At 64.1% G+C, this 22,753-nt stretch carries 18 protein-coding genes; 15 read left to right on the top strand and 3 right to left on the bottom strand.

Going from position 1 to position 22,753, the window contains the following annotated elements:
• Positions 1-143: 143 nt before the first annotated feature.
• Positions 144-833, bottom strand: coding sequence for a GntR family transcriptional regulator (locus tag F6X59_RS05860; RefSeq protein WP_152955339.1), 690 nt, complete (start codon positions 831-833; stop codon positions 144-146).
• Between the two features lie 272 nt (positions 834-1,105).
• Here F6X59_RS05860 and lapG point away from each other — a divergent pair, with 272 nt between their 5' ends.
• Positions 1,106-1,798 (top strand): cysteine protease LapG, encoded by a 693-nt coding sequence (gene lapG / locus F6X59_RS05865; RefSeq protein ID WP_372240315.1) that lies wholly within the window; start codon positions 1,106-1,108, stop codon positions 1,796-1,798.
• A 10-nt stretch (positions 1,799-1,808) separates the two neighbouring features.
• A complete protein-coding gene (lapD, locus tag F6X59_RS05870) occupies positions 1,809-3,752 on the top strand; it encodes a cyclic di-GMP receptor LapD (protein ID WP_152955341.1) in 1,944 nt (647 codons plus the stop codon).
• Between the two features lie 2 nt (positions 3,753-3,754).
• On the opposite strand, the gene F6X59_RS05875 is transcribed toward lapD, so the two are convergent.
• The gene (locus F6X59_RS05875) at positions 3,755-4,096 is read right to left on the bottom strand and encodes a tryptophan synthase subunit beta (RefSeq protein ID WP_152955343.1); all 342 of its coding nucleotides are present in this window, start codon (positions 4,094-4,096) and stop codon (positions 3,755-3,757) included.
• A 329-nt stretch (positions 4,097-4,425) separates the two neighbouring features.
• Here F6X59_RS05875 and bcsE point away from each other — a divergent pair, with 329 nt between their 5' ends.
• The 13 genes from bcsE to F6X59_RS05940 all read left to right on the top strand — a co-directional run bounded on the left by bcsE (position 4,426) and on the right by F6X59_RS05940 (position 22,055).
• On the top strand, positions 4,426-5,916 hold the full coding sequence (gene bcsE / locus F6X59_RS05880) for a cellulose biosynthesis protein BcsE (protein ID WP_346654515.1): 1,491 nt from the start codon (positions 4,426-4,428) through the stop codon (positions 5,914-5,916).
• A complete protein-coding gene (bcsF, locus tag F6X59_RS05885; protein WP_152955355.1) occupies positions 5,913-6,092 on the top strand; it encodes a cellulose biosynthesis protein BcsF in 180 nt (59 codons plus the stop codon). Before bcsE ends, bcsF begins: the two co-directional genes overlap by 4 nt.
• The gene (gene bcsG / locus F6X59_RS05890; protein ID WP_152955357.1) at positions 6,092-7,720 is read left to right on the top strand and encodes a cellulose biosynthesis protein BcsG; all 1,629 of its coding nucleotides are present in this window, start codon (positions 6,092-6,094) and stop codon (positions 7,718-7,720) included. The genes bcsF and bcsG overlap by 1 nt, the downstream gene beginning before the upstream one ends.
• On the top strand, positions 7,717-7,935 hold the full coding sequence (gene bcsR / locus F6X59_RS05895) for a cellulose biosynthesis protein BcsR (protein ID WP_103446213.1): 219 nt from the start codon (positions 7,717-7,719) through the stop codon (positions 7,933-7,935). Before bcsG ends, bcsR begins: the two co-directional genes overlap by 4 nt.
• On the top strand, positions 7,932-8,648 hold the full coding sequence (bcsQ, locus tag F6X59_RS05900; RefSeq protein ID WP_152955359.1) for a cellulose biosynthesis protein BcsQ: 717 nt from the start codon (positions 7,932-7,934) through the stop codon (positions 8,646-8,648). The genes bcsR and bcsQ overlap by 4 nt, the downstream gene beginning before the upstream one ends.
• Entirely contained in the window at positions 8,645-11,254 is a 2,610-nt protein-coding gene (gene bcsA, locus F6X59_RS05905) for a UDP-forming cellulose synthase catalytic subunit (protein ID WP_346654507.1), read from the top strand. The genes bcsQ and bcsA overlap by 4 nt, the downstream gene beginning before the upstream one ends.
• On the top strand, positions 11,251-13,533 hold the full coding sequence (gene bcsB, locus F6X59_RS05910; RefSeq protein ID WP_152955363.1) for a cellulose biosynthesis cyclic di-GMP-binding regulatory protein BcsB: 2,283 nt from the start codon (positions 11,251-11,253) through the stop codon (positions 13,531-13,533). Before bcsA ends, bcsB begins: the two co-directional genes overlap by 4 nt.
• Positions 13,534-13,535: 2 nt before the next feature.
• Positions 13,536-14,648: a cellulose synthase complex periplasmic endoglucanase BcsZ gene (gene bcsZ, locus F6X59_RS05915; protein WP_152955364.1), complete on the top strand. Its 1,113-nt coding sequence runs from the start codon at positions 13,536-13,538 to the stop codon at positions 14,646-14,648.
• On the top strand, positions 14,636-18,157 hold the full coding sequence (gene bcsC / locus F6X59_RS05920) for a cellulose synthase complex outer membrane protein BcsC (protein WP_152955368.1): 3,522 nt from the start codon (positions 14,636-14,638) through the stop codon (positions 18,155-18,157). Before bcsZ ends, bcsC begins: the two co-directional genes overlap by 13 nt.
• Positions 18,158-18,370: 213 nt before the next feature.
• The gene (locus F6X59_RS05925; RefSeq protein ID WP_152955370.1) at positions 18,371-19,270 is read left to right on the top strand and encodes a TauD/TfdA family dioxygenase; all 900 of its coding nucleotides are present in this window, start codon (positions 18,371-18,373) and stop codon (positions 19,268-19,270) included.
• A gap of 17 nt (positions 19,271-19,287) precedes the next feature.
• On the top strand, positions 19,288-20,307 hold the full coding sequence (locus tag F6X59_RS05930; protein WP_152955372.1) for an ABC transporter substrate-binding protein: 1,020 nt from the start codon (positions 19,288-19,290) through the stop codon (positions 20,305-20,307).
• A 6-nt stretch (positions 20,308-20,313) separates the two neighbouring features.
• Entirely contained in the window at positions 20,314-21,177 is an 864-nt protein-coding gene (locus F6X59_RS05935) for an ABC transporter ATP-binding protein (protein WP_152955374.1), read from the top strand.
• 14 nt (positions 21,178-21,191) lie between these two features.
• On the top strand, positions 21,192-22,055 hold the full coding sequence (locus F6X59_RS05940; protein ID WP_152955376.1) for an ABC transporter permease: 864 nt from the start codon (positions 21,192-21,194) through the stop codon (positions 22,053-22,055).
• A 29-nt stretch (positions 22,056-22,084) separates the two neighbouring features.
• On the opposite strand, the gene F6X59_RS05945 is transcribed toward F6X59_RS05940, so the two are convergent.
• Complete coding sequence (locus F6X59_RS05945; RefSeq protein WP_152955378.1) at positions 22,085-22,642, bottom strand: WYL domain-containing protein; 558 nt, start codon at positions 22,640-22,642, stop codon at positions 22,085-22,087.
• Between the last annotated feature and the right edge of the window lie 111 nt (positions 22,643-22,753).

Here is a 22,753-nt window from a genome sequence, read left to right on the forward strand (position 1 = left end):
AGTGAAACGATGCATCGCCGATGGTAGTGTGGGGTTTCCCCATGTGAGAGTAGGTCATCGTCAAGATTCAAACAAAAAGCCCCTGTCTGCGTTGCAGACAGGGGCTTTTTCTTTTCCGGGCTACAGCCCCCTGGCGTTGAGCGCTAGCGGGCGAGTTGTTTGTCCAGGTAGTTTCTGATCACCCGCGATCCATTGTTCAGATGCTGCTCCAGCACCCTTACCGCCTCGTCGACCAATTTGTCAGCAGCGGCATCGACCAGGGCGTTATGGTCGTCCTGAGTCAGCTTACCCAGTCCCATGGATGACAAATGGAAGCGCAAGAAGCGTTCTTCCTCGTTCAGCTCGTTCTCGATCAGGCGCAGCAGTTTCTGGTTGGATGCCTTGCCATAGAGCGCCATGTGGAACAGCCGATTGAGACGGCCGATTTCCGCATGGCTGGTTTCGTTTTCCAACTGCTGGATATAGCCACGCGCGCTGGCAATGTCGCTGGCATCGAGCAACGGAATCGACTGGCGCAAAGCTTCGCTCTCGAGAAGCACGCGCAATGCATAGGTGTCGACTGCATCCTCGCCAATCAACGGTGCGACCACCGCACCCTTGTGCATTTCCACCTTCAGCAGCGATTGCGCCTCCAGCTGGCGCAGCGCCTCGCGCACCGGCATGCGGCTGACGCCGTACAAGTCGGCGATTTCCTGTTGGCGCACAGCGGTGCCAGGTGGCAGGCGGCCATCTAGGATGGCGCTGCGCAGGCGCTCTTCGATGACGCCACGGGCCAGGTGTGCTGGCAGCTGTTCGCTGGCCAGCACGTTACTGAGTTTGATTTTCTCGGCCAAGCGGAGTGTGCCTCGACGACAAAAAAGTTGGATCCAATGACACTAGTGACAGGTATGGGGGCTTGTCAAACCTGTGCCGCGACGAAGCGAGCGGCCTAGGTTCACAATAATGGTGGATGAGTTTTCCCGGCAAAGGAAGCGACACACACTAAGCGCTAACAATAAAGTTATAGCCAGCCGACCATCGGCTACATGATTGCGCGGTGCCATTGTCTTTTATGTGCCCAACCCGCACCATCGCTGCTCTGGACTGATCTGAACAGGGCTTCGCAGTGGCGACATCCTGGTTGCTCAAAACCACCGTGCGCCGCGCCTGCCTTGCGCTGTTGCTTGGCAGTCTGTTGCTGGGCGGCCTGCATGCGGATTGGAACTTCACCGAGATCAGCCGCAAGTCCCAGGCCCTGTATGGTCCGCTAGGGGCAGGCAAAGCCCGCATCGATGCCTGGCAGAACCTGATGGCAACGCAGCGCCAAGGCACCGAATTGCAGCGCCTGCAGGTGGTCAACCTGTTCTTCAATCAGCAGCTGCGTTATGTCGAAGACATCGACCTGTGGCATGAAGTCGACTACTGGGCCACGCCAATCCAGGCCCTGATCAAGGGCGCCGGCGACTGTGAAGACTATGCCATCGCCAAGTACTTCAGCCTGCGCCGCATGGGTATCCCTGCCGATAAGCTGCGCATCACCTATGTCAAAGCCCTGCGCCAGAACCGGGCGCACATGGTCCTGACCTATTATTCAACCCCACAGGCTCAGCCGTTGGTGCTCGACAGCCTGATGGACGCAATCAAACCGGCCAGCCAACGTACCGACCTGCTGCCGGTCTACGCCTTCAATGGCGAAGGCTTGTGGCTGACCGGCGCCGCAGGCAATAAGAAGGTCGGCGACACCAAGCGCCTGTCACGCTGGCAGGACTTGTTGAAGAAAATGCAGGCCGAAGGGTTCCCGGCCGAACCGGTCTACTGAAGGAGCGCAGATGTCACTGTTCAAACAACTGCTGTTGGCCATTTGTCTGTTCCTGATAGTCGCCTTCAGTGGCAGCTTCATGGTCAGCCTGGAAAGCTCGCGTAGCCAGTACGTCAACCAGCTGCGCTCGCATGCCCAGGACGCTGCCACTGCGTTGGCGTTATCACTGACACCTAATATCGATGACCCGGCCATGGTAGAGCTGCTGGTCAGCTCGATCTTCGACAGTGGCTACTATGCCAGCATCAAGGTCGTCGACATGGGCTCCAACGCCGTGCTGGTGGAGCGCCACGCTGAGCCGGACCCAGGTGGCGTGCCTGCCTGGTTCATCCACTTGATCGGCCTGGAAGCGGCTGGCGGCGATGCCATTGTCAGCCGTGGCTGGCAGCAGGCCGCACGGGTCGAGGTGGTCAGCCACCCGATGTTTGCCATTGGTAAAGTCTGGCAGAGCGCGTTGGGCAGCTTGGGCTGGCTGCTGCTGTGCGGTGCTGGCAGTGCGGCGCTGGGCGCCTTGCTGCTGCGTCGCCAACTGCGCCCGTTAGATGCGATGGTTGAGCAATCACAGGCCATTGCCCGGCGTGAGTTCCACAGCCTGCCGGAGCCGCGTACGCCAGAGCTGCGCCGGGTAGTGCAGGCAATGAACCAGATGGTTGAAAAGCTCAAGGCGCTGTTCAGCGAGCAGGCTGAGCGCAGTGAGCGGCTGCGTGCCGAGTCTTATCAGGACAGCCTGACCGGGTTGTCGAACCGGCGCTACTTCGAAATGCAGCTCAACGCCCGCGTCAGCAACATGGAGGAAGCCCGTGCCGGTTACCTGCTGTTGCTGCGTGTACAGGGCCTGGCAGGGCTCAACGCACGTCTCGGCGGCCAGCGTACGGACCAGCTGCTGCAAGCGGTAGGTGAGCAGCTAAGGCGCACCTGCGCCACCTTCCCGGAGACCAACGACCTGATATCCCGCAGCCGTGGTGGTGAATTCGCCGTCCTGGCGCCCGGGATGGTCCACGAAGACGCTGTGCAGCTTGCCCAGGCCCTTGAGGCGGCATTGCACAGCCTGCACGAAACGGGTGCCAGCGATATCTCGCCGGTCGCCTGCATTGGCCTGGCGCCGTTCAGCCCGGGCGATGCGCCGCAGGTGCTGCTGAAGCTGGCTGACGAGGCTTTGGCGCGTGCCGAGAATCAGCCGACGTCGGGTTGGGTATGTCTGGAGCAGGGTGCCGCTGCCGTTGCTGGCGACAGCCAGCACAAGTGGCATAAGCGCCTGGACGAGGCGTTTGTCAAAAGCCGCTTCGAGCTGTTCTTCCAGCCGGTGGTCCAGACCCAGGCCCCTCAGCGGGTGCTTCATTACAAAGTGATCTCGCGGCTGCTCGACGAGCAGGGCGAGGCCTTGCCCGCTGGCCGCTTCCTGCCCTGGCTGGAGCGTTTTGGCTGGATGGCGCGGCTGGACCTGCTGGTGCTGGAAAAAGCGCTCGCGCACCTGCGCAGTCACGGCCCGGTGCTGGCCCTGAACCTGTCTGCTGCAACTTTGGCCGACCCGAAGGCTCTGGAGAGGGTTTATGAGCTGCTGAGCCAGAACACGGCGCTGGGTGCGCGGTTGATCCTGGAGATCGGCGAGGAGCAACTGCCGAATCAGGCCGCGCTGGAACAGTTGACCTGGCGCCTGCGCGAGCTTGGTTTCGGCCTGGCTCTGCAGCGCTTTGGTGGGCGCTTCAGCATGATCGGCAACCTGGCGCATCTGGGCCTGGCCTACCTGAAGATCGATGGCAGCTACATTCGCAACATCGACCAGGAGCAACACAAGCGGCTGTTCATCGAGGCGATCCAGCGTGCGGCGCACAGTATCGACCTGCCATTGATCGCCGAGAGGGTCGAGACCGAAGGCGAGCGGCAGGTACTGCAGGACCTGGGCATCGAAGGGGTTCAGGGCCTGCTGTCTGGGGAGCCCGCGCCCTGGCGCTGATCTCAGATCAACCCGCCTTCCTCCTCTTCTTCGATCAGGTTGTTCAGGCTGCCCAGCGCCTTGCGCGCCGTCGAGCGGCTGAGCAGCTTGGCCTGAGCCCCGGCAGGCAGGTCGGTGATGCTGATCACGCCCTTGGTGGTCAGCACTTCGATCAGGTCTTCGAGCACGCGGATCATGTCCAGGTCGCTCTGCTTGAGTTGCTTGAGGCTGTTCTCGACAACATCGTCGGCGAACCATTCCTGGATTTCCGCATGGTCGGCGGGCAGGATTTCCGTGTACTCGGCATAGGGCGCGGCTTCCACCCGCGCCAACTGCCCCTCGCCGTCGCGTTGCACATAGAACATGGCGTCCATCCTCATCATGTTGAAGCCTTGGGATCGGCTCTGGCGCAGCATAGGCAACTTTGCCCTGCTGCGCCTGCCAGTCGGCTGAGCATCGGCATGGCACGGCACGTCAGATCACGATTGGCAAACGTGTGCGGCAACTCACAAATATCATCTTGACACTATTTTCACCTGGTGCTGTAGAATTGACGGACTAAACCTAAGCCTACTCTGCAGTAGTCGTATTTTTGACACTTTTGCTCGTCAAAAAGTCGCTAGCGCGCACGTGCGGCCTACGTCTTTGAATCAGCTCCGATTTCGAATTCAGAGTCATCGTTTTGACGAAAAGTATTCCGTTGTTGGCTATTCCCGGACTAGGTGCCGAGCATAGTCAGTTCCATGAGCAAGGCCTGTATTGGTTGGCCTGTGACACCACAGAAAACGCCGCTACGCTCTGCCGCCAAGTGATCGAAGCCATGCCTGAACAAGGCCGGGCGGCGTTGCTGGGCGGTGCGCGCGTGATACAAGAGGCCCTCGCAGGCCTGGACCCCGCTTGCGGTCCTGGCGAACTGACGTTGTTCGAGGCTGACACGCGGGCCATTCTGCACCTGAAAAGCGACCTGCCGCGTATCGACTTGCCTGGCCGAGTGCTGCTGGTCATCGTGCCATCGGCTGCCTGGGAAGGTGGCACCGCCGAGCACTGGTGCCAGGCGCTGCGCCAGGCGGCGCTTGCGGCCGGTGCGCTGGTTCTGGTGATCAGTGAAGGGCAGAGTGCCTCGCTGGTCGAGCGCCTGCGCGCATTCAACCAATCGCTCGACGGGCTCGCCCAGCTGTATCGCGGCCAGGGTGGCACGCGTTACCTGCAGCACTTCTGGAGCAACAGGCTCGGCGTTGCCGGCACCCAAGACTTGGAACTCGCACGCCATGCCGGTGGTTTTGCCGTTGCCAGGCGGCCGCTGCCGTTGACCGATGCCGGCGGTGATGAGCTGCTCTGCCTGGCCCAGAGCCAGGTCCTCGAAGGTGCGCCTGCCTTGTCGGAGCACTGGCAGGTGTTCGACAGCATCAGCGAGGTTGGCGCCAAGGCCAGTCGTGCTGTGTCGGCAACCGTGATTTTCGCCATGGATGGGGGCCAGCGCCTGGATGTCCTTGCCCGCCAGTTGCACACGTTGCGACAGCTGCGTGGCAATGCCCTGAAGCTGGTGGTGCGGGAAATGGCGCCAACCCTGCGCTACCAGGACGAACAGCTGTTGCTGGCCTGTGGTGCAAGCCAGATTGTGCCGTTCGGCGCCAGCCTGTCGCGTTTCCTGACCATGGTCGACAGCATCCAGGGTTATGTCTGGCGCCGCCACCTGCCGGCCGACTTCGATGCCTTGCTCGCTCGCCTGCGGCCAATGCCGGTCTGCGGCCTGGTGGCACCTCGGGTGTTTGCCGAAGCGGTGCGGCAGATGTGGCACGGCCATCGTAACGGCGAAATCGTCCACCAGCTCTTGGTGTTGCGCCCGGCACCGGGCCTGAGCCCGCTGCAGGCCTGCTCGCGCACGGTGTTCCGCCGCGATGGCGACATCGCCTGCGTGGTCGGCGAGGTGTTGTTCCTGTTCCTCTTCGCCTGCCGCTCGGAGGGCGTCGAGCAGGCGCTTGACCACATCTTCCAGTTGTCCTGGAAGGAACTGTTCATCAACCAGGATCTGTTGGTCAGCCTCGACAGCCTGGACGCTCCGGCATTTCTCGACGAAACCGTACCGCAGCCGCCACTGGCCGAGTCGGTGGTGCTGCCAGCGGCGCTGAAACGGCCCACCCTGGTGCCTCGGCGGATCGCCCTGGACCCTGGAGGGGCCGCATGAACTTCGTGCAACTGCTTCAGGTAATTGGCATCAGTGCGCTGGTTACCTTGATCCTGGTCCTGTTCGTGGTGAGCATGCGTGCCACCGTGAAGGGCTGGCTGAACCGCCTTTTGCGACCTCGTTACCTGAAGCCGGTGGGTGTACGCCGCCGTGTGGTGCGTCAGGACACTGAATAATGACTAGTTCGACATTTTCCGCCCAGGTGCCGGCCCGTTGGCACGGTCTGGGTGCCTGGAACCTCTATTTCCTGGCCAAGTTCCTGTTGGTCGCGGTTGGCATGCTGGACTTCCAGGCACTGCCCAATCTGCTGTTCGCGGCATTTCTGCTGATCCCGCTGCCGAGACGCTGGCTGCGCGTCGGGCGCCAGGTCGTGGCCGTACCCGTGGGCATCGCGCTGTTCTATCACGACACCTGGCTGCCACCGTTCCGGCGCTTGCTGGCGCAGCCGGGGGTGCTCGATTTCTCGTGGGATTACCTGTTGGAGCTGCTGGCCAGGTTCATCAACTGGAACCTGATCGGCGCCCTGGTGCTGCTGCTGGTGGGCTACCTTTACCTGCGTCATTGGCTGCGCCTGAGCACGCTGAGCTTGGCCGGCCTAGCATGGCTGGCGGTCGGCGGCCTGCCGGCGCTGAGCATCGGTGGTGGCCAGCCAGCCGTCGCCGGTGCTGGCAATCCGGCTGCCACGGCCGCTGTTGCACCGGCTGCGGCCGTGGCCGACACGGCGACCCTGAATGCCTGGCTGGAGCGCTTCTTCGCCAGCGAGCGGCAACGGGTGACCACATTCCCTGCCGTGAAAGCGGACGAGCAGAACTTCGACTTGCTGGTAATCAACGTGTGCTCCCTGGCCTGGGACGACCTCTCGGCTGTCGGCATGCACGACAACGCCTTGTTCTCGCGCCTGGACGTGGTGTTCGATCAGTTCAACTCGGCGACCTCCTACAGCGGGCCGGCGGCGATTCGCATGCTTCGCGCCAGCTGCGGCCAGTCGTCCCATGCGGGCCTGTACCAGCAGGCGCCCGAACAGTGCCTGCTGTTCCAGAACCTGGCCAAGCTTGGGTTCCAGAGCCAGACGCTGCTCAACCACAGTGGGCGTTTCGACAACTTTATCGGCGACATCACCACCCAGCACATGCCGCAGCCAGGTTTCAGCGTCAGCGACTTCCCGCGGGCGCTGGTCAGCTTCGACGGCTCGCCGATCGCTGGCGACCTGGACGTACTGCACGGCTGGTGGGGCAAGCGCAAGAGCTCCGGCGCCGACCATGTTTCGTTGTTCTACAACACCATCAGCCTGCATGACGGCAACCGCATGGTGACCGCCGACGGCGGCACGCGCCCGGCCGATTACGCCACGCGGGCCAACCGCCTGTTCGGTGACCTCGGCAAGTTCCTCGACGAGCTCGAAGGCAGCGGCCGTCGCGTGGTGGTCGCCATCGTTCCCGAGCACGGCGCGTCCTTGCACGGTGACCGCATGCAACTGTCGGGCATGCGTGAGATCCCGACACCGTCGATCACCCATGTGCCGGTCGGCCTCAAGTTCATTGGCATGGGCCAACCGGCGCGTGGCGAGCCTCTGCGGGTCACCGCGCCTACCAGCTTCCTGGCGCTGTCCGAGCTGGTTTCCCGTGTGTATGCGGGCCTCGGGGCGGGGCAGACCCTCGACCTGCCAAGCCTGCTGACCGACCTGCCGACCACCGAGCGCGTGTCGGAAACCTCCGGTGCCCAGGTGCTGGACTACCAGGGCCAAACCTATATGCGCCTGCAAGGCCAGCCGGACTGGCAGCCTGTTCCGAAGGAGAGCCCATGAAGACTGGCAAAGCAGACCCATCCGACCGCAGTGATGATATCGCCCAGTTGCGCCAGTACCTGGCCATGCCTGCCTTGAGCTATCAGGACATTTCCATGATGGTCGGTGTGCAGCAGGCGTTGCAGCGCTGGCCGCTGCTGGGCGAAAGCTGCATGGCCCGCCTGGAAGAAGCTGCCTTGGCGCGGACCGAGCAGTCGAAGGCCGTGCAGTCATGATCAGCCTGGCCTTGCATGGACTGCGTGGTGGGTTGGGCCGTACTGCGCTGCTGGCGGCGCTGGGCTATGCCTTGCGTGAGCTGGGTGAGCGCGTGCTGCTGGTCGACATGAGCCCGGATAACCTGCTGGGCCTGCACTTCAACCTGCCGCTCGAACAGCGCGACGGCTGGGCCTGTGCCGAGCTGCAGGGGCGGCCCTACGACGAGCCCCTGTATGAGGTTCTCGACGGCCTGTGCGTGATGCCCTTTGGTGAAGTGGATCCGCACCGGCTCGGCGAGCTGAACGGCTACCAGCAGCCCGAAGTGTGGCGTACTCGCCAAGCCGCACTGGCCAAGCATTTCGACTGGCTGCTGTTCGACCTGCCTCACCCGTCAGCGACCAAGGCCACACGTGGTTTCGTCACTGACATGCGGGTCCTGGTGGCCGAGGCTGAGATGACCAGCCACATCCTGCTGGGGCGTCAGCAGGTCGAGCGTTTCGACATGCTGCTGGTCAACCGTTTCGACCCGGCCAGCAGCCTGCAGAGCGATGTGCTGATGGTGTGGCGTGACCTGTTCCGCAAGCGCCTGCCGATGCAACTGGTGCACCGTGACGAAGCGTTCGTCGAAGCCTTCGCCTGCAAGGCGCCGGTAGGCCATTACGCGCCGCAATGCCTGGCATCCCGGGATGTGCAAAGCCTGGCGGTACGTTGCCTGGCGAGGCGCGAAGCGTGAACGTGACCCCGCTCTCGGCCTACGCCCACTTCACCGCGCGCGGCGCACAACGTGGGGTCGCACTGCTGTTCACCCTGGGGGTGTGGCTGGCGTTCCTGTTGCTGCGGCTGGAATCACCGGCCTGGCAGGCACTGCTGGCTGAGCGTCAGCGCTTGTTCCCGCAGTTCGTCGGCAAGCGGCCGACGCTGGGCGACCCGCTGCGGCTGTTGATCCAGTGCGGCTGGCTGCTGCTGCGGCGGGTGCCACAGCCGCGCAAACCCGGTCGGCCGCTGCGCATCTTGTCGTTCGCGAGCGGCTATCTGCGCGGCGCCTTGAAGGTGCTGCGCAACTGCCGTGCGCGGGTGGCCGAAGCCATGGGCCAGGTGCCGGCGCGTTTTCGCGACAGCGACTTGCAGCAAGGTGCGGCCCAGCGCCTGAAAAGGCTGGGCGTGTTCGGCCGGCGCCTGTTCTATACCGTGCTCACCTCGTTCGCCGTGCTGCTGGCCGTGCTCTGCGTGACCGAGCCGTTCGGTTACTTGGCACAGCTGGTGTTCATCTTCCTGCTGTGGGGCATCGCCATGCTGGTGCGCTACATGCCGGGCCGCTTCCCGACCCTGATGCTGATCGTACTGTCGACGATCATTTCCTGCCGCTACTTGTGGTGGCGCTATACCTCGACCCTGAACTGGAACGACACCCTCGACCTGGTCTGCGGGGTGATTCTGCTCGCGGCAGAAACCTACTCCTGGTTCGTGTTGATCCTCGGTTACATCCAGACCTGCTGGCCGCTGGAGCGCAAACCGGCGAACCTGCCGGAAGATACGACGCGCTGGCCCAAGGTCGATCTGATGATCCCCACCTACAACGAGGACCTTTCGGTGGTGCGTACCACCGTGCTCGCTGCCCTGGGCCTGGACTGGCCGCGCGAGTGCCTGCGCATCTACATCCTCGACGATGGCAAACGTGCGGAGTTCCGTGCCTTCGCCGACGAGGTCGGCGTGGGCTACATCGTGCGTCCGAACAACAACCACGCCAAGGCGGGTAACCTCAACCATGCGCTGGGGGTCACCGACGGCGAGCTGGTTGCCATCTTCGACTGCGACCACGTGCCGGTACGTTCCTTCCTGCAGATGACCGTCGGCTGGTTCCTCAAGGACCCGAAGCTGGCGCTGGTACAGACGCCTCACCACTTCTTCTCGCCCGACCCGTTCGAGCGCAACCTCGGCTCGTTCCGCCGCCGCCCCAACGAAGGCGAGCTGTTCTACGGGCTGATCCAGGACGGCAACGACATGTGGAACGCCGCCTTCTTCTGCGGCTCCTGTGCCGTGCTGCGGCGCACCGCGATTGAAGACATTGGCGGCTTTGCCGTGGAAACGGTCACCGAGGATGCCCATACCGCGTTGCGCCTGCACCGCAAGGGCTGGACCTCGGCCTACCTGGGCATTCCCCAGGCGGCGGGCCTGGCCACCGAGAGCCTGTCGGCGCACATTGGCCAGCGCATTCGCTGGGCGCGCGGCATGGTGCAGATCTTCCGTACCGACAACCCCCTGTTCGGCCGCGGCCTGAGCCTGTTCCAGCGGATCTGCTACGCCAACGCCATGCTGCACTTCCTCGCCGGCTTGCCGCGCTTGGTGTTCCTCACCGCGCCGCTGGCGTTCCTGCTGTTGCACGCCTACATCATCTATGCGCCTGCCGTGATGATCCTGCTGTACGTGCTGCCGCACATGATTCACGCCAGCCTCACCAACTCGCGCATGCAGGGCAAGTACCGGCAGACCTTCTGGGGCGAGGTCTACGAGACCGTACTGGCCTGGTACATCGCCCGCCCGACCACGGTCGCATTGTTTGCCCCGAAGAAGGGCAAGTTCAACGTCACCGCCAAGGGCGGCCTGATGGAGGAGGGCCAGTTCGACTGGCGCATCGCCCAGCCGTACCTGTTCCTCGCAGGCCTCAACGTGGCCGGCCTGGGCTTTGCCGTCTGGCGCCTGTTCACCGGCCCGGCTGCGGAAATCGGCACGGTGATTGTCAGTTCGTTGTGGGTGACCTACAACCTGCTGATCCTCGGCGCCGCCTGCGCAGTGGCCGCCGAAGTGCGCCAGGTGCGCCGTGCACACCGCGTGCAGATGCACCTGCCGGCCGCACTGCAGCTGGAGAGTGGCCACGGTTTCCCCTGCACCCTGGTCGACTATTCCGATGGTGGTATCGGCCTGCAACTGGGTGACGGTGTGAAGCCTGCCTCAGGGGCGCGCGTGCGCCTGCTGCTGAGCCGCGGGCAGCGAGAGTTTGCCTTCAATGCACGGGTCACCCGTATTGTCGGCCGGCATGTGGGCCTGACCTTCGAGGGCCTCAACCAGCAGCAGCGCATCGACCTGGTGCATTGCACCTTCGCCCGCGCCGATGCCTGGCTGGGTTATCAGGACAAACACGAAGTCGACCGCCCGCTGCGCAGCCTGATGGACGTGCTCAAGTTGGGTGGCGTTGGCTACCTGCGCATGATCGAACACACCCCCATCTGGCTGCGCGGGTGGCTGCTGCCCCTGTACGAACTGCTGCGCTGGCTGGCTAGCTACCTGCCGCATACACCCCGACCTCTTCCTTCCACGACCCTTGCTGACCGAGACGCATGATGACTCGTTATCCCGCACGCACCTGGGGCCTGGCGATGGCGCTGCTTGCCTCGCTGTTCCAGAACGCTGCTGTCGCCGCTGTAGCCCCCCTTGCCATGCCGGCCGAGCCATTGGTGCCCAACTGGCCCGTCACCCAGACCTTCGAGCAGCTTGGCCGATCGGCCGACAGCCTGATGCTGGGCGTTCGCAACAGCGAAAACATCGAGTTCGGCCTGCGCCGGGATCGCCTGGCCACCGACGCGGTGCTGCAACTGGACTACACCCCGTCGCCAGCCCTGCTGCCGAACCTGTCGCATCTGCGCGTGTACCTCAACGACGAGCTGATGGGGGTGGTGCCGATCGAGAAGGACCAGCTCGGCCAGCGCGTGCGTCGTCAGCTGCAGCTGGACCCGAAACTGATCAGCGATTTCAACCGGGTACGCCTGGAGTTCGTCGGGCACTACACCGATATCTGTGAAGACCCGGCGCACAGTGGCCTGTGGCTGAACGTCAACCGCAAGAGCCAGGTGCAACTGCGCGAGCAGGCGCTGGCGCTGGAAAATGACCTGGCCTACTTCCCGCTGCCGTTCTTCGATGCGCGCGATACCAACAAGGTCGAGTTGCCGGTGGTTTTTGCCGACACCCCGACCCTTGGCGAGCAGCGTGCCGCTGCCATCCTGGCGTCGTACTTCGGCAGCAAGGCCGGCTGGCGCAAGGCGACCTTCCCGGTGTCGTTCAACAGCCTGCCTGCCAGCGGCGAAAAACCGCAGCCAGCCATTGTCTTCGCCACCAATGATCGGCGCCCGGCGTTCCTCGCCGACCTGGAAAAATTCCCCGCGGTCGATGGCCCGGTGGTGCAACTGATCGATCACCCGAGCAACCGCTGGAGCAAGCTGCTGCTGGTTCTGGGCCGCAATGACGAAGACCTGGTCAAGGCCGCCTCGGCGCTGGCCGTTGGCAGCGACCTGTTCCGCGGTTCGCGGGTCAAGGTCGAGCAGATGACTGCGCTGCAGCCACGCAAGCCCTACGACGCGCCGAACTGGACGCGTACCGACCGCCCGGTGCGGTTCTCCGAGCTGCTTGACTACCCCGAGCAGTTGCAGGTCAGCGGCTTGCAGCCACGCCCTATCACCCTCGACGTGAACCTGCCGCCCGACCTGTTCGTCTGGCGCAACCAAGGCATTCCGCTGCAGACCCTGTATCGCTACACCCCGCCAGCGGTTACCGATGAGTCGCGCCTGAGCATCAGCGTCAACGACCAGTACATCACCAGCATGCCGCTGGTGGGCAATGACCGCCGCAGCAGCACCCTGGAAGAGATGCGCCTGAACGTGCTGTCCACCGACAGCACCGCGCTGACAGAGCAATCGTTGGTTCCGGCCCTGAAGATCGGCGCGCGCAACCGCCTGCGTTTCGACTTCAGCTTCGCCAGCACCCTGGGCAGCGCCCAGCGCGACCACTGCCAGACTTCGCTGCCGGTAGACGTGCGTGCGGCGATCGACGAAAACTCGACCATCGACCTTTCCGGCTACTACCACTACATGGCCATGCCTGACCTGCGCGCCTTCGTTCGCAGTGGCTTCCCTTACAGCCGCATGGCCGACCTGTCCGAGACCCTGGTCGTGGTGCCAGCTAAGCCGACGGCGATGCAGGTCGGCACGTTGCTTGACGTCATCAGCAGCATCGGCGGGCAGGTGGGCTACCCGGCCCTGAATGTGCGGCTGAGCGACAACTGGAAGCAGGCCGCGGACGCCGATGCCGACCTGCTGCTGATTGGCAGCCTGCCCGAAGACCTGCGCGAGCAGCCGAACCTGGGTTTGTTGCTGAACGCTCAGCGCGACTGGATGGTGCAGGGGCGTGCGGTGGAGCAACCCGGCATCCGCCGCTTCGACACGGCCCCCGTGATGTCCAACAACCGCATCGAAGTCAGTGCGCAGGCGCCGATTGCCGCGATCACCGGGCTGAAGTCGCCGTTCCATGAGCAGCGCAGCGTCGTTGCCTTGCTAGGCAGCTCCGATGAGGCGTATGCCTTGCTGCGTGAAGTGTTGGCCGACTCCGGCAAGCTCGACGCCGTGGCAGGCTCCGTTGCCCTGGTGCGCAGCAGTGGTGTCAGCAGCCAGTTCGTGGGCGAGCACTATTACGTTGGCCAGCTGCCATGGTGGTTGTTGATGTGGTTCCACCTCTCCGATTACCCGGCACTGATCGCAGTAATTGCCGTCATCAGCGTGCTGCTGTTCGCCTTCCTGTTGTGGCGTGCGCTGCGTTGGGCCGGGCGTCGCCGCTTGAGTGGGGCTGATTGACCATGCGCCAGCTGTTGGCCTTGCTGATGGTGTTGTGCATGCCCACCGTCGCCAGCGCGGCGGCGGCTTGCCCGTGGCCGGCCTGGGAGCGCTTCAAGACCGACCTGATGAGTGCGGATGGCCGGGTGCTCGACCGCAGTGATGAGCGCCTGGTCACCACCTCCGAAGGGCAGAGCTATGCGCTGTTCTTCGCCCTGGTCGGCAATGACCGCCAGGCGTTCGACAACCTGCTGCGCTGGACCGGCAACAACCTGGCCGAAGGCGACCTTTCCCGGCATTTGCCGGCCTGGCTCTGGGGCCGCGGCAAGCAGAAGCAATGGCAGGTGCTGGACAGCAACAATGCCAGCGATGCCGACCTGTGGATTGCTTACAGCCTGCTCGAAGCGGGGCGGCTGTGGAACGAGCCGGCGTATGCCCGGCTGGGCACACAGATGCTCTGGCGCATCGCCGCACAGACCGTGCGCAAGTTGCCGGGCCTGGGTGTGATGCTGCTACCGGCGGATTACGGCTTTGACGACAACCGTGGCTGGCGCCTGAACCCCAGCTACCTGCCGCCGCAATTGTTCGACCGCTTTGCCCTGGTAGACCCACTGTGGGGCGAGATGGCCAGCAACGTACGTCGCCTCTGGTTGCAGTCATCGCTCAATGGCTTTGCCCCGGACTGGTTGCTGTGGACGCCAGCGGCAGGCATCGAGCCCGACCCTGAGCACGGCAGTGCCGGGAGCTACGACGCCATCCGCGTGTACCTGTGGCTGGGCATGCTGGCCAACGGTGCAGCGCAGCGCGACGAGCTGCAGCGTCACTTCGCACCGATGGTCGCCGCCACGGCCCAGGGCGGCCTGCCGCCGGAGAGTGTCGATGCCCGCACTGGTACACAGAGCGGTCATGGCCCGGTGGGCTTCTCCTCTGCGCTGTTGCCGTTACTGGCCAGCGCCGCAGATGGCCACGCTGCGCTTGAAGCCCAGCGCAAAAGGTTGCGCGAGCAACCTGCCGAGCCACAGGCGTATTACAACCAGGTCCTTGCCCTGTTTGGGCAAGGCTGGGACCAAGCCCGCTATCGCTTTGACAACCAAGGTCGTCTGCTGCCCGCCTGGAGTGCTCCATGTTCCGAATGATCGGCGTGCTGACGCTGACCGCTTTGTCCTGTGCCGTGGCCGCGCAGCCGAAAGACCGCGATGAGCAACGCCAATGGCTGCTGGAGCAGGTACGTATTGGCGAGGCGCTGCACCGCGACGACCTGATTCACGACGCCCTGGCCAGGCTGCGTTTGTTGGAGCCGCGCAACCCTGATGCCTTGCTGGCCTCGCTGAGCCTGGCGCTGCGTGAGCAGAAACCTGAAGAAGCCGAGCAACTGCGTGCAAGCATCGCTGCAGTGGCACCGGGCAGCCTCCAGGATCGGCAAGCCCGACGTCTGATGGCGCTGCAGCAGCCCGAGCAGGCGCAGCGTTTGCAGCAAGCGCGGCTCATGGCAGTGACGGGGCGCTATGAAGAGGCTCTGGTCGCCTATGACCAGTTGTTCGGCGGCGAACCGCCCAGCCTGGACCTGGCCTTGGACTACTGGCGCGTGCGTGGCAACCTGGCCGGTCAGCGGCCGGAAGCGATCCGCCAGTTGCAGCAGCTTGATCGCCAGTACCCTGGCAATGTCGGCTTGCGCCAGACCTTGGCCGCCTGGCTGTTCAGCGAGGACCGTGACAGTGAAGCCCTGGCCATCCTCGACCAGCTGTCGCGTGACCCGACGGCACGCGATGCCGCCGCCCAGCGCGAGTTCGACTACCTGTCCGAGCAACCGGTGAGTGCCAACAGCGTCGCTGCCTGGCAGGCATTCGCCCAGCGTTATCCGGCGTCGCCGCTGTTGCCGCTGGCCAATGACAACCTCAAGCAGCAACGCACCCTGGTGGGTGACCCGGCCTGGCAGGCTGGGCAGCGTGGCAAGGCCTTGCTCGACCAGGACCGCAACGTCCAGGCCGAAGCACAGCTGCGTCTGGCCCTGCGCCGTTATGCCGATGATGCCAGCCTGCACGGCGCGCTCGGCGTTGCACTGATGCGTCAGCGCCGTTATGGGGAAGCCAACGCGGCATTCCACCAAGCGGTTACCATCGAGCAGAACACCCGCCTGATGAGTAAATGGAAAGACCTCGAAGCCTCCAGCCAGTACTGGGGGATGCTGCAGCGGGCTGACAGCGCGCTGGAGAAGCAGGATTTACGCACCGCCCGTTCGCTCTACCAGCAGGCGCGCCAGCAGCGCCCTGACGATGAGTTCGCCATGCTTGGGCTGGCCGATGTGGCGTTCGCCGAAGGCGACCTGGCCAGTGCCGAACGGCAATACCTGCAGGTGCAGCGCAAGGTCCCTGGCAATGAGAGCGCGGTGCGCGGCCTGATGCGCATCTATCAGGCGCAGTCGACAGACAAGGCCGAAGCGTATCTGAGCAGCCTGCCTGCGGCCCAGCAGGCCCAATTCGCCAGCCTGCGCCGCAGCCTGGAGCTTGGCCGCCTGCGCGAGCAGGCAGATGCCGCCGTGCAGCGGCAGGACTGGGCGACCGCCAGCCGGCTACTGGGGCAGGCTGCCGAGTTGGCGCCTGATGAACCCTGGCTGGCCTACCAATTGGCCAACAGCCTGCGCCAACAAGGCCGCAACGCTGAGGCCGACGCCGCATTCAACCGCGTGTTGCAGCGCCAGCCTGCCGATCCCGCCACACGTTACGCCCATGGCCTGTACCTGGAATCCAGTGATCGCGATGCACAGGTCCAGGACACCCTGCGCACCGTGCCGCAAGGTGCCTGGACCGACGACATGCGCACCCTCGACAAGCGCGTGCGCCGGCGCATGACCCTGGCCCAGGCCCAGCGCCTGCAGGACCAGGGCCGCACCGACGAGGCCAGCGCCGTGCTGGAAGCCGGCCTGGCCCATGGCGAGGGCGACCCGGACGACCTGCTGTTGATGGCGGACTGGGCAGCACAGCGGGGTGATCATCGCAAGGCGCTGGGTTATTACCAGCGCGTGCTGCAGGTTCAGCCGCAGCGTGCGGAGGCGCGCCTGGGCGTGATGGAGAGCTGGATTGCCGAAGGCGATCTGGTTCGCGTGCGTCAGCTATTGGCTGCGCAGCCGCTGCAGTTGACCGACGAGCAGAGCGATGCCCAGCGCCGCTATGCTGAAGTGCTGATTGCCCTGGGCGAGAAGGAAAAAGCAGCCCAGCTGCTGGAGCATGTTGCCGCCAGGCAGACGCTGCCCGACCCGTTGCTGCGCCGCGACGCAGCCCGTCTGGTGGCCGCCAACGACCCACAGCGGGCGCTGGATCTGTATGCCGCGGCAATGGCCGATGCGCAGATGATCAGCCGCTCGCAGGCCTCGCCGCGTGACGACCGGGCCATGACTTTCGCCAGCCGGGCGAAGGACACCGATGACTGGCTGGCGCGCAGCCTGCGCAGCGACGTTGATGAGCTGTACCAGCAGCGCAATACCAACGTCACCCTCATGCATGACTACGGCTGGCGCAAGAGCGACGGCACACCCGGTATCTCCCGCCTGAGCACCCAATCGACCTTGCTGCATGTCGATACCCCTTGGGAAGACGGCAGGGCGTTTGCGCGGGTCGAGCGCATTGGTATGGATGCCGGCTCGTTCGACCTCGACGAAAACGGCAACAACACCGCTGACTTCGGTACCTGCCAGTTTGTCGGCGTCACCCGCAGCGGCGCACCTTTGCCGACCTGCCAGCCGGGCTCGCAGACGGCCAATGGCGGTGTGCTGGCGATGGGGTGGCAGAACAGCCGCTGGGGCTTCGACCTGGGCACGACCCAGGGTTATGAGGTCAATAACTGGCTGGGGGGCGCAATCGTCAATGGCGACCTGGGGCAGGTGGGTTGGTCGCTGGCGGCCTCGCGCCGGCCGATGAGCAACTCGCTGCTGTCGTTCGCCGGCGCGCGCGACCCGGCTACCAACGTGCGCTGGGGTGGCGTCACGGCCAACGGTGCGACGCTGGGCCTGAGCTGGGACCAGGGTGGGGATCACGGTGTCTGGGCAAGCCTTGGCCACCATTGGCTGGTCGGCGAGAACGTTGCCGACAACCAGCGCACCCGCGCCATGGCGGGGTATTACTACCGCGCCGTGGAGAAGGCTGACGAGCGCATGCGCGTGGGCCTCACCGTGATGGACTGGCGCTATGACAAGGACTTGGGCGGCTACAGCCTCGGTCAGGGTGGCTACTACAGCCCGCAACGCTACGAGTCGATCGGTGTGCCGGTCAGCTATGCCTGGCGCAACTATGACTGGTCGTTCCTGCTGGAAGGCTCGGCCAGCTGGTCACATGCCAGCAGCGACAGCAGCCGGCTCTACCCGGACGATAGCCTCAACCGCAAGTTGCTGGCGCGCTACGACATCATCGAGTCGAACATCGATGCGACCACCGATGCCAGCAGCAGCACCGGCGTGGGCTATCGCCTGCATGGTGCCTTCGAGCGGCGCCTGAACGACCGCTGGGCGCTGGGCGGAGGTTTCGACTGGCAGCACAGCAAAGATTATGCGCCCAGCCATGCCATGCTCTACGTGCGCTACCTGTTCGAGCCGTGGCGCGGCAACCTGGCCTTGCCGGTCACCTCGCTGGAGCCTTACAGCGAATGGCGTTGAGGGGCGCCTGGCGCCCCTTTTCAGTGCGTGAACCGTTTCATATGGTTATGCGCTAACGGTATTTAAAATATTTTTCTTATGCCTTTATAGTCATTCCCACTGCGTACCCGTCGACCAATCGATGCGCCGCACGACTTGAACCCACACGGGTAATCCCCGTGCGTTTCTGATCGTTGCGCGCCATAGAAGTCGCGCACTGCGTGGGAGTGACACATGCCAGCCGCCTCGAACGCCTTGTCGTCCATCGACAGCGCCCAGCCGCAAACCTTCGAAATCCGCCCGTTCTCCGGTGCCGTCGGTGCCGAGATCATTGGCCTGGACCTGGCCAAGCCGGTCACCGCCGAGGATTTCACCCGAATTCATCGCGCCCACCTCGACCACCATGTGCTGGTGTTCCGTGACCAGCGCATCAGCCCGCAACAACAGATCGCCTTCAGCCGCCGCTTTGGCGAGTTGCAGATCCATGTGCTCAAGCAGTTCCTGCTCACTGGCCACCCAGAAATCCTGATCGTCTCCAACATCATCGAGAACGGCCAGAATATCGGCCTCGGCGATGCCGGCAAGTTCTGGCACTCGGACCTGTCGTACAAGGAGCTGCCAAGCCTTGGCTCCATGCTGCACGCCCAGGAGCTGCCCAGCGAAGGTGGCGACACCCTGTTCGCCGACATGCACAAAGCCTGGGACGCCGTACCCGAGGCGCTGCGCAAAGTGGTCGAGGGCCGCAGTGCCGCGCACTCCTACACCGCCCGTTACGCCGAAACCAAATTTGAAGGCAACTGGCGCCCGACCTTGACCGCCGAGCAGCTCGCGCAGGTGAAGGAAGTCATCCATCCGGTAGTGCGCACCCACCCGGAAAACGGCCGCAAGGCGCTGTTCGTCAGCGAAGGTTTCACCACCCGCATCGTCGGCCTGCCGGACGACGAAAGCCACGATGTGCTGCAGCAGCTGTACGCGCTGAGCGTGCTTGAGCAGAACATCTACCGCCACCAGTGGCAGCCCCACGACCTGGTGTTCTGGGACAACCGTTCGCTGATCCACCTGGCCACCGGTTGCCCCGCGCACCTGCGCCGCAAACTGTTCCGCACCACCATCCAGGGCGATGCCCCGTTCTGACGACTGAGGAATTCATCATGCGCAAATCCATCAGCCGCCTGGCGGCAAGCATCGGCCTGGGCGCCAGCCTGGTCGTTGGCAGCCTGGCGGCCCCCGCCGTGGCGCAAGCCGAAGGCAAGATCCGCATCGCCGAGCAGTTCGGCATCGTCTACCTGCTGCTCAACGTGGTGCGTGACCAGCACCTGATCGAGAAGCACGGCAAGCAGCAGGGCATCGACATCGAGGTTGACTGGGCGCAGCTGTCCGGCGGCTCGGCGATCAACGACGCACTGCTGTCCGGCTCGGTGGACATCGCCGGGGCCGGGGTCGGCCCGCTGCTGACCGTGTGGGACCGCACCAAGGACCGGCAGAACGTCAAGGCCGTGGCCTCACTGGGCAACTTCCCGTACTACCTGGTCAGCAGCAACCCGAACGTGAAGACCATCGCCGACATTTCCGACAAGGACCGCATTGCGGTGCCTGCTGTGGGTGTTTCGGTGCAATCGCGCTTCCTGCAGTACGCCGCCGCCCAGCAGTGGGGCGACAAGGAATACAACCGCCTCGACAAGTACACCCTGGCCGTGCCGCACCCGGATGCCACCGCCGCGCTGCTGGCCGGTGGCACCGAACTGAACGGGCACTTCTCCAACCCACCGTTCCAGGATCAGGTGCTGGCCAACAAGAACGTGCACGTAGTGCTCAACAGCTACGACCTGCTCGGCCCCAACTCGCCGACCCTGCTGTTCGCTACCGAGAAATTCCGCAACGACAATCCCAAGACCTACAAGGCCTTCGTCGACGCCCTGGCCGAGGCGGCGGACTTCGCCCAGAACGACAAGGCCGCTGCAGCGGATACCTACATCCGCGTGACCAAGGCCAAGATCGACCGCGACGCGCTGATCAAGCTGATCGACAACCCGCAGTACGAGTTCACCGTCACCCCGAAAAACACCTACAAGCTGGCCGAGTTCCTGTATCGGGTAGGCGCCATCAAGCACAAGCCGGCGTCGTGGAAGGACTACTTCTTCCAGGATGAACGCCCGCTGCAAGGGAGCTGACCGACCATGACCGCCCCATTGCCAGGCCACACGGCCAGCAACCTGAGCCGTGTCGCTACACCGCCGTTGCTCAAGGTGGACAACCTGAGCCTCGAATACCGCACCGCCCAGCGCGTGGTGCGGGCCACCCATCAGGTCAGCTTCGAAGTCGACCGCGCCGACCGTTTCGTCCTGCTTGGCCCGTCGGGCTGCGGCAAGTCCACCCTGCTCAAGGCCGTGGCCGGTTTCATCGCCCCCCGGGAAGGGCAGATCCTGCTGCAGGGCCAACCGGTCAATGGCCCCGGCCCTGACCGTATCGTGGTGTTCCAGGAGTTCGACCAGCTGCCGCCGTGGAAGACGGTGAAAGAGAACGTCATGTTCCCGCTGCTGGTGTCTGGCCAGCTCAAGCGTGCCGAGGCCGAGGAGCGGGCCTTGCATTACCTGGACAAGGTTGGCCTGGCCGCCTTTGCCGATGTCTACCCGCACATGCTGTCGGGCGGGATGAAGGCACGCGTGGCGATCGCCCGGGCGTTGGCCACCCAGCCGAAAATCCTGCTGATGGACGAGCCGTTCGCCGCACTCGATGCGCTGACCCGGCGCAAGATGCAGGAAGAACTGCTGCTGCTGTGGGAGGAAGTGCGTTTCACCTTGCTGTTCGTCACCCACTCCATCGAGGAGGCGTTGGTGGTCGGCAACCGCATCCTGCTGCTGTCGCCCCACCCGGGCCGGGTACGGGCCGAGGTGCACAGCCACCAGTACGACCTTGGCAGCCTCGGCGCCGCGGACTTCCAGGCCAGTGCGCGACGCATCCATCGCTTGCTGTTCGACGAGGCCGAAGCCGCTGAACCAACCGATGACCTGGGCTTCAACGACATTCGCATCGCCTACTGACAGGAGCTTCAGCCATGACCCCTACACCTGTACGCCAGGAATACGAGGTGCAGCTGCAGCCTTTGCTCAGTGTGCCCGTGGAACGCAATCTACCGTTGGCCCAGCGGCTGTGGCAGCACGGCTGGCTGCGCAAGGCCGTGATCCTGGTGGTGATCGCCGCCTTGTGGGAGGCGATCGCCCGCTACCAGGGCAACGACCTGCTGCTGCCAACCTTCCTGCAGACCGCCGCCGCGCTGTGGGACGGCCTGCTCAGTGGCGAGCTGCCGGCCAAGGTCGGCGTGTCGCTGGTGATTCTGCTCAAGGGTTACCTGCTGGGTATTGCGCTGGCCTTCGGCCTCACCAGCCTGGCGGTGTCGACCCAGCTCGGTCGTGATCTGCTGGGTACCCTGACCTCGATGTTCAACCCATTGCCGGCGATTGCCCTGCTGCCGCTGGCGTTGCTGTGGTTCGGGCTGGGCGACAACAGCCTGATCTTCGTGCTGGTGCATTCGGTGCTGTGGGCGCTGGCGCTGAATACCTATGCGGGCTTTCTCGGTGTGTCGGAAACCTTGCGCATGGCCGGGCGCAACTACGGCCTGAAAGGGCTGCGCCTGGTCCTGCACATCCTGGTACCGGCGGCGCTGCCGTCGATCCTCTCGGGGCTGAAGATCGGCTGGGCGTTCGCTTGGCGCACGCTGATCGCCGCCGAACTGGTGTTCGGCGCCAGCAGCGGCAAGGGCGGGCTGGGCTGGTACATCTTCCAGAACCGCAACGAGCTGTATACCGACAAGGTGTTTGCTGGATTGGCGGTGGTGATCCTGATCGGTTTGCTGGTCGAGGGGCTGGTGTTCAATACCCTGGAGCGGTTGACGGTGCGCCGTTGGGGCATGCAGAGGTAATACACCTGTGCCGGCCATTTCGCGGGTGACTAATTGATGTACTGTGCTGCCGCATTGCTCAAGGTCCTGGCGATCTCTTCGCGCAGTGCCTGCGGCTCTTCGATCACCAAGCCTTCCCCTTGGCTCAGCACCCACCAGCGTAATGGCCCGCCATCTTCCACCGTGGCCCGCAGCCGGTGCCCCTGGTCCAGCGCAGTCAGCTGCATGTCCACGCTCAACGGCGCCTCGCGCAACTGCCGGGCCAGCAGGTCGCTGACCCACGCCTGCATCTCGATCCCTTCACCCTGAACCGGCTGAAGCGCATCACCGCGCAAATAGCCCTGCAAATCGAAATTCCCCCGCAGCTCGCCCGCAACGTTCGCTGACCAGTGCCAGCCAAACGGAATGCTCTTGTCATTGCGGTCCAGCGGAAAGATCAGCGACAGCTCGTTGAGGTCCCGCTCCACCGTACGTTTGCTGACGTTGAAGCCCACATCGCGCAGGCGCCATACCAGTTCGGCGCTGGTAATACCTGGAGAACGGCTGGGTAACTGGCGCAGCAGCGCCCATTGACGGCTGAGGGTGGCGCGGGTGGTGGCGAACGGCAAAAGGTAACGTCCTTGTCTAGGCTTGCCGCAACAGGATGGCGGCTAGAGCGGGTCATGGCAATTAGCCATAACCCGTTCAGATCAAGGAATGCGCAATTGGTTGCCTTGCCT

Source organism: Pseudomonas sp. MN1F, from assembly GCF_009391885.1.
Taxonomy (GTDB): Bacteria; Pseudomonadota; Gammaproteobacteria; order Pseudomonadales; family Pseudomonadaceae; genus Aquipseudomonas.

What these genes read in the sequence shown, in the direction of transcription:
- bcsF (WP_152955355.1), top strand. Translation starts at nt 5,913, where the DNA reads ATGAACTTCGTGCAACTGCTTCAGGTAATTGGCATCAGTGCGCTGGTT.
- F6X59_RS05935 (WP_152955374.1), top strand. Translation starts at nt 20,314, where the DNA reads ATGACCGCCCCATTGCCAGGCCACACGGCCAGCAACCTGAGCCGTGTC.
- bcsG (WP_152955357.1), top strand. Translation starts at nt 6,092, where the DNA reads ATGACTAGTTCGACATTTTCCGCCCAGGTGCCGGCCCGTTGGCACGGT.
- bcsB (WP_152955363.1), top strand. Translation starts at nt 11,251, where the DNA reads ATGATGACTCGTTATCCCGCACGCACCTGGGGCCTGGCGATGGCGCTG.
- bcsC (WP_152955368.1), top strand. Translation starts at nt 14,636, where the DNA reads ATGTTCCGAATGATCGGCGTGCTGACGCTGACCGCTTTGTCCTGTGCC.
- F6X59_RS05925 (WP_152955370.1), top strand. Translation starts at nt 18,371, where the DNA reads ATGCCAGCCGCCTCGAACGCCTTGTCGTCCATCGACAGCGCCCAGCCG.
- bcsQ (WP_152955359.1), top strand. Translation starts at nt 7,932, where the DNA reads ATGATCAGCCTGGCCTTGCATGGACTGCGTGGTGGGTTGGGCCGTACT.
- bcsR (WP_103446213.1), top strand. Translation starts at nt 7,717, where the DNA reads ATGAAGACTGGCAAAGCAGACCCATCCGACCGCAGTGATGATATCGCC.
- lapD (WP_152955341.1), top strand. Translation starts at nt 1,809, where the DNA reads ATGTCACTGTTCAAACAACTGCTGTTGGCCATTTGTCTGTTCCTGATA.
- bcsZ (WP_152955364.1), top strand. Translation starts at nt 13,536, where the DNA reads ATGCGCCAGCTGTTGGCCTTGCTGATGGTGTTGTGCATGCCCACCGTC.
- F6X59_RS05930 (WP_152955372.1), top strand. Translation starts at nt 19,288, where the DNA reads ATGCGCAAATCCATCAGCCGCCTGGCGGCAAGCATCGGCCTGGGCGCC.
- F6X59_RS05875 (WP_152955343.1), bottom strand. Translation starts at nt 4,096, where the DNA reads ATGTTCTATGTGCAACGCGACGGCGAGGGGCAGTTGGCGCGGGTGGAA.
- F6X59_RS05940 (WP_152955376.1), top strand. Translation starts at nt 21,192, where the DNA reads ATGACCCCTACACCTGTACGCCAGGAATACGAGGTGCAGCTGCAGCCT.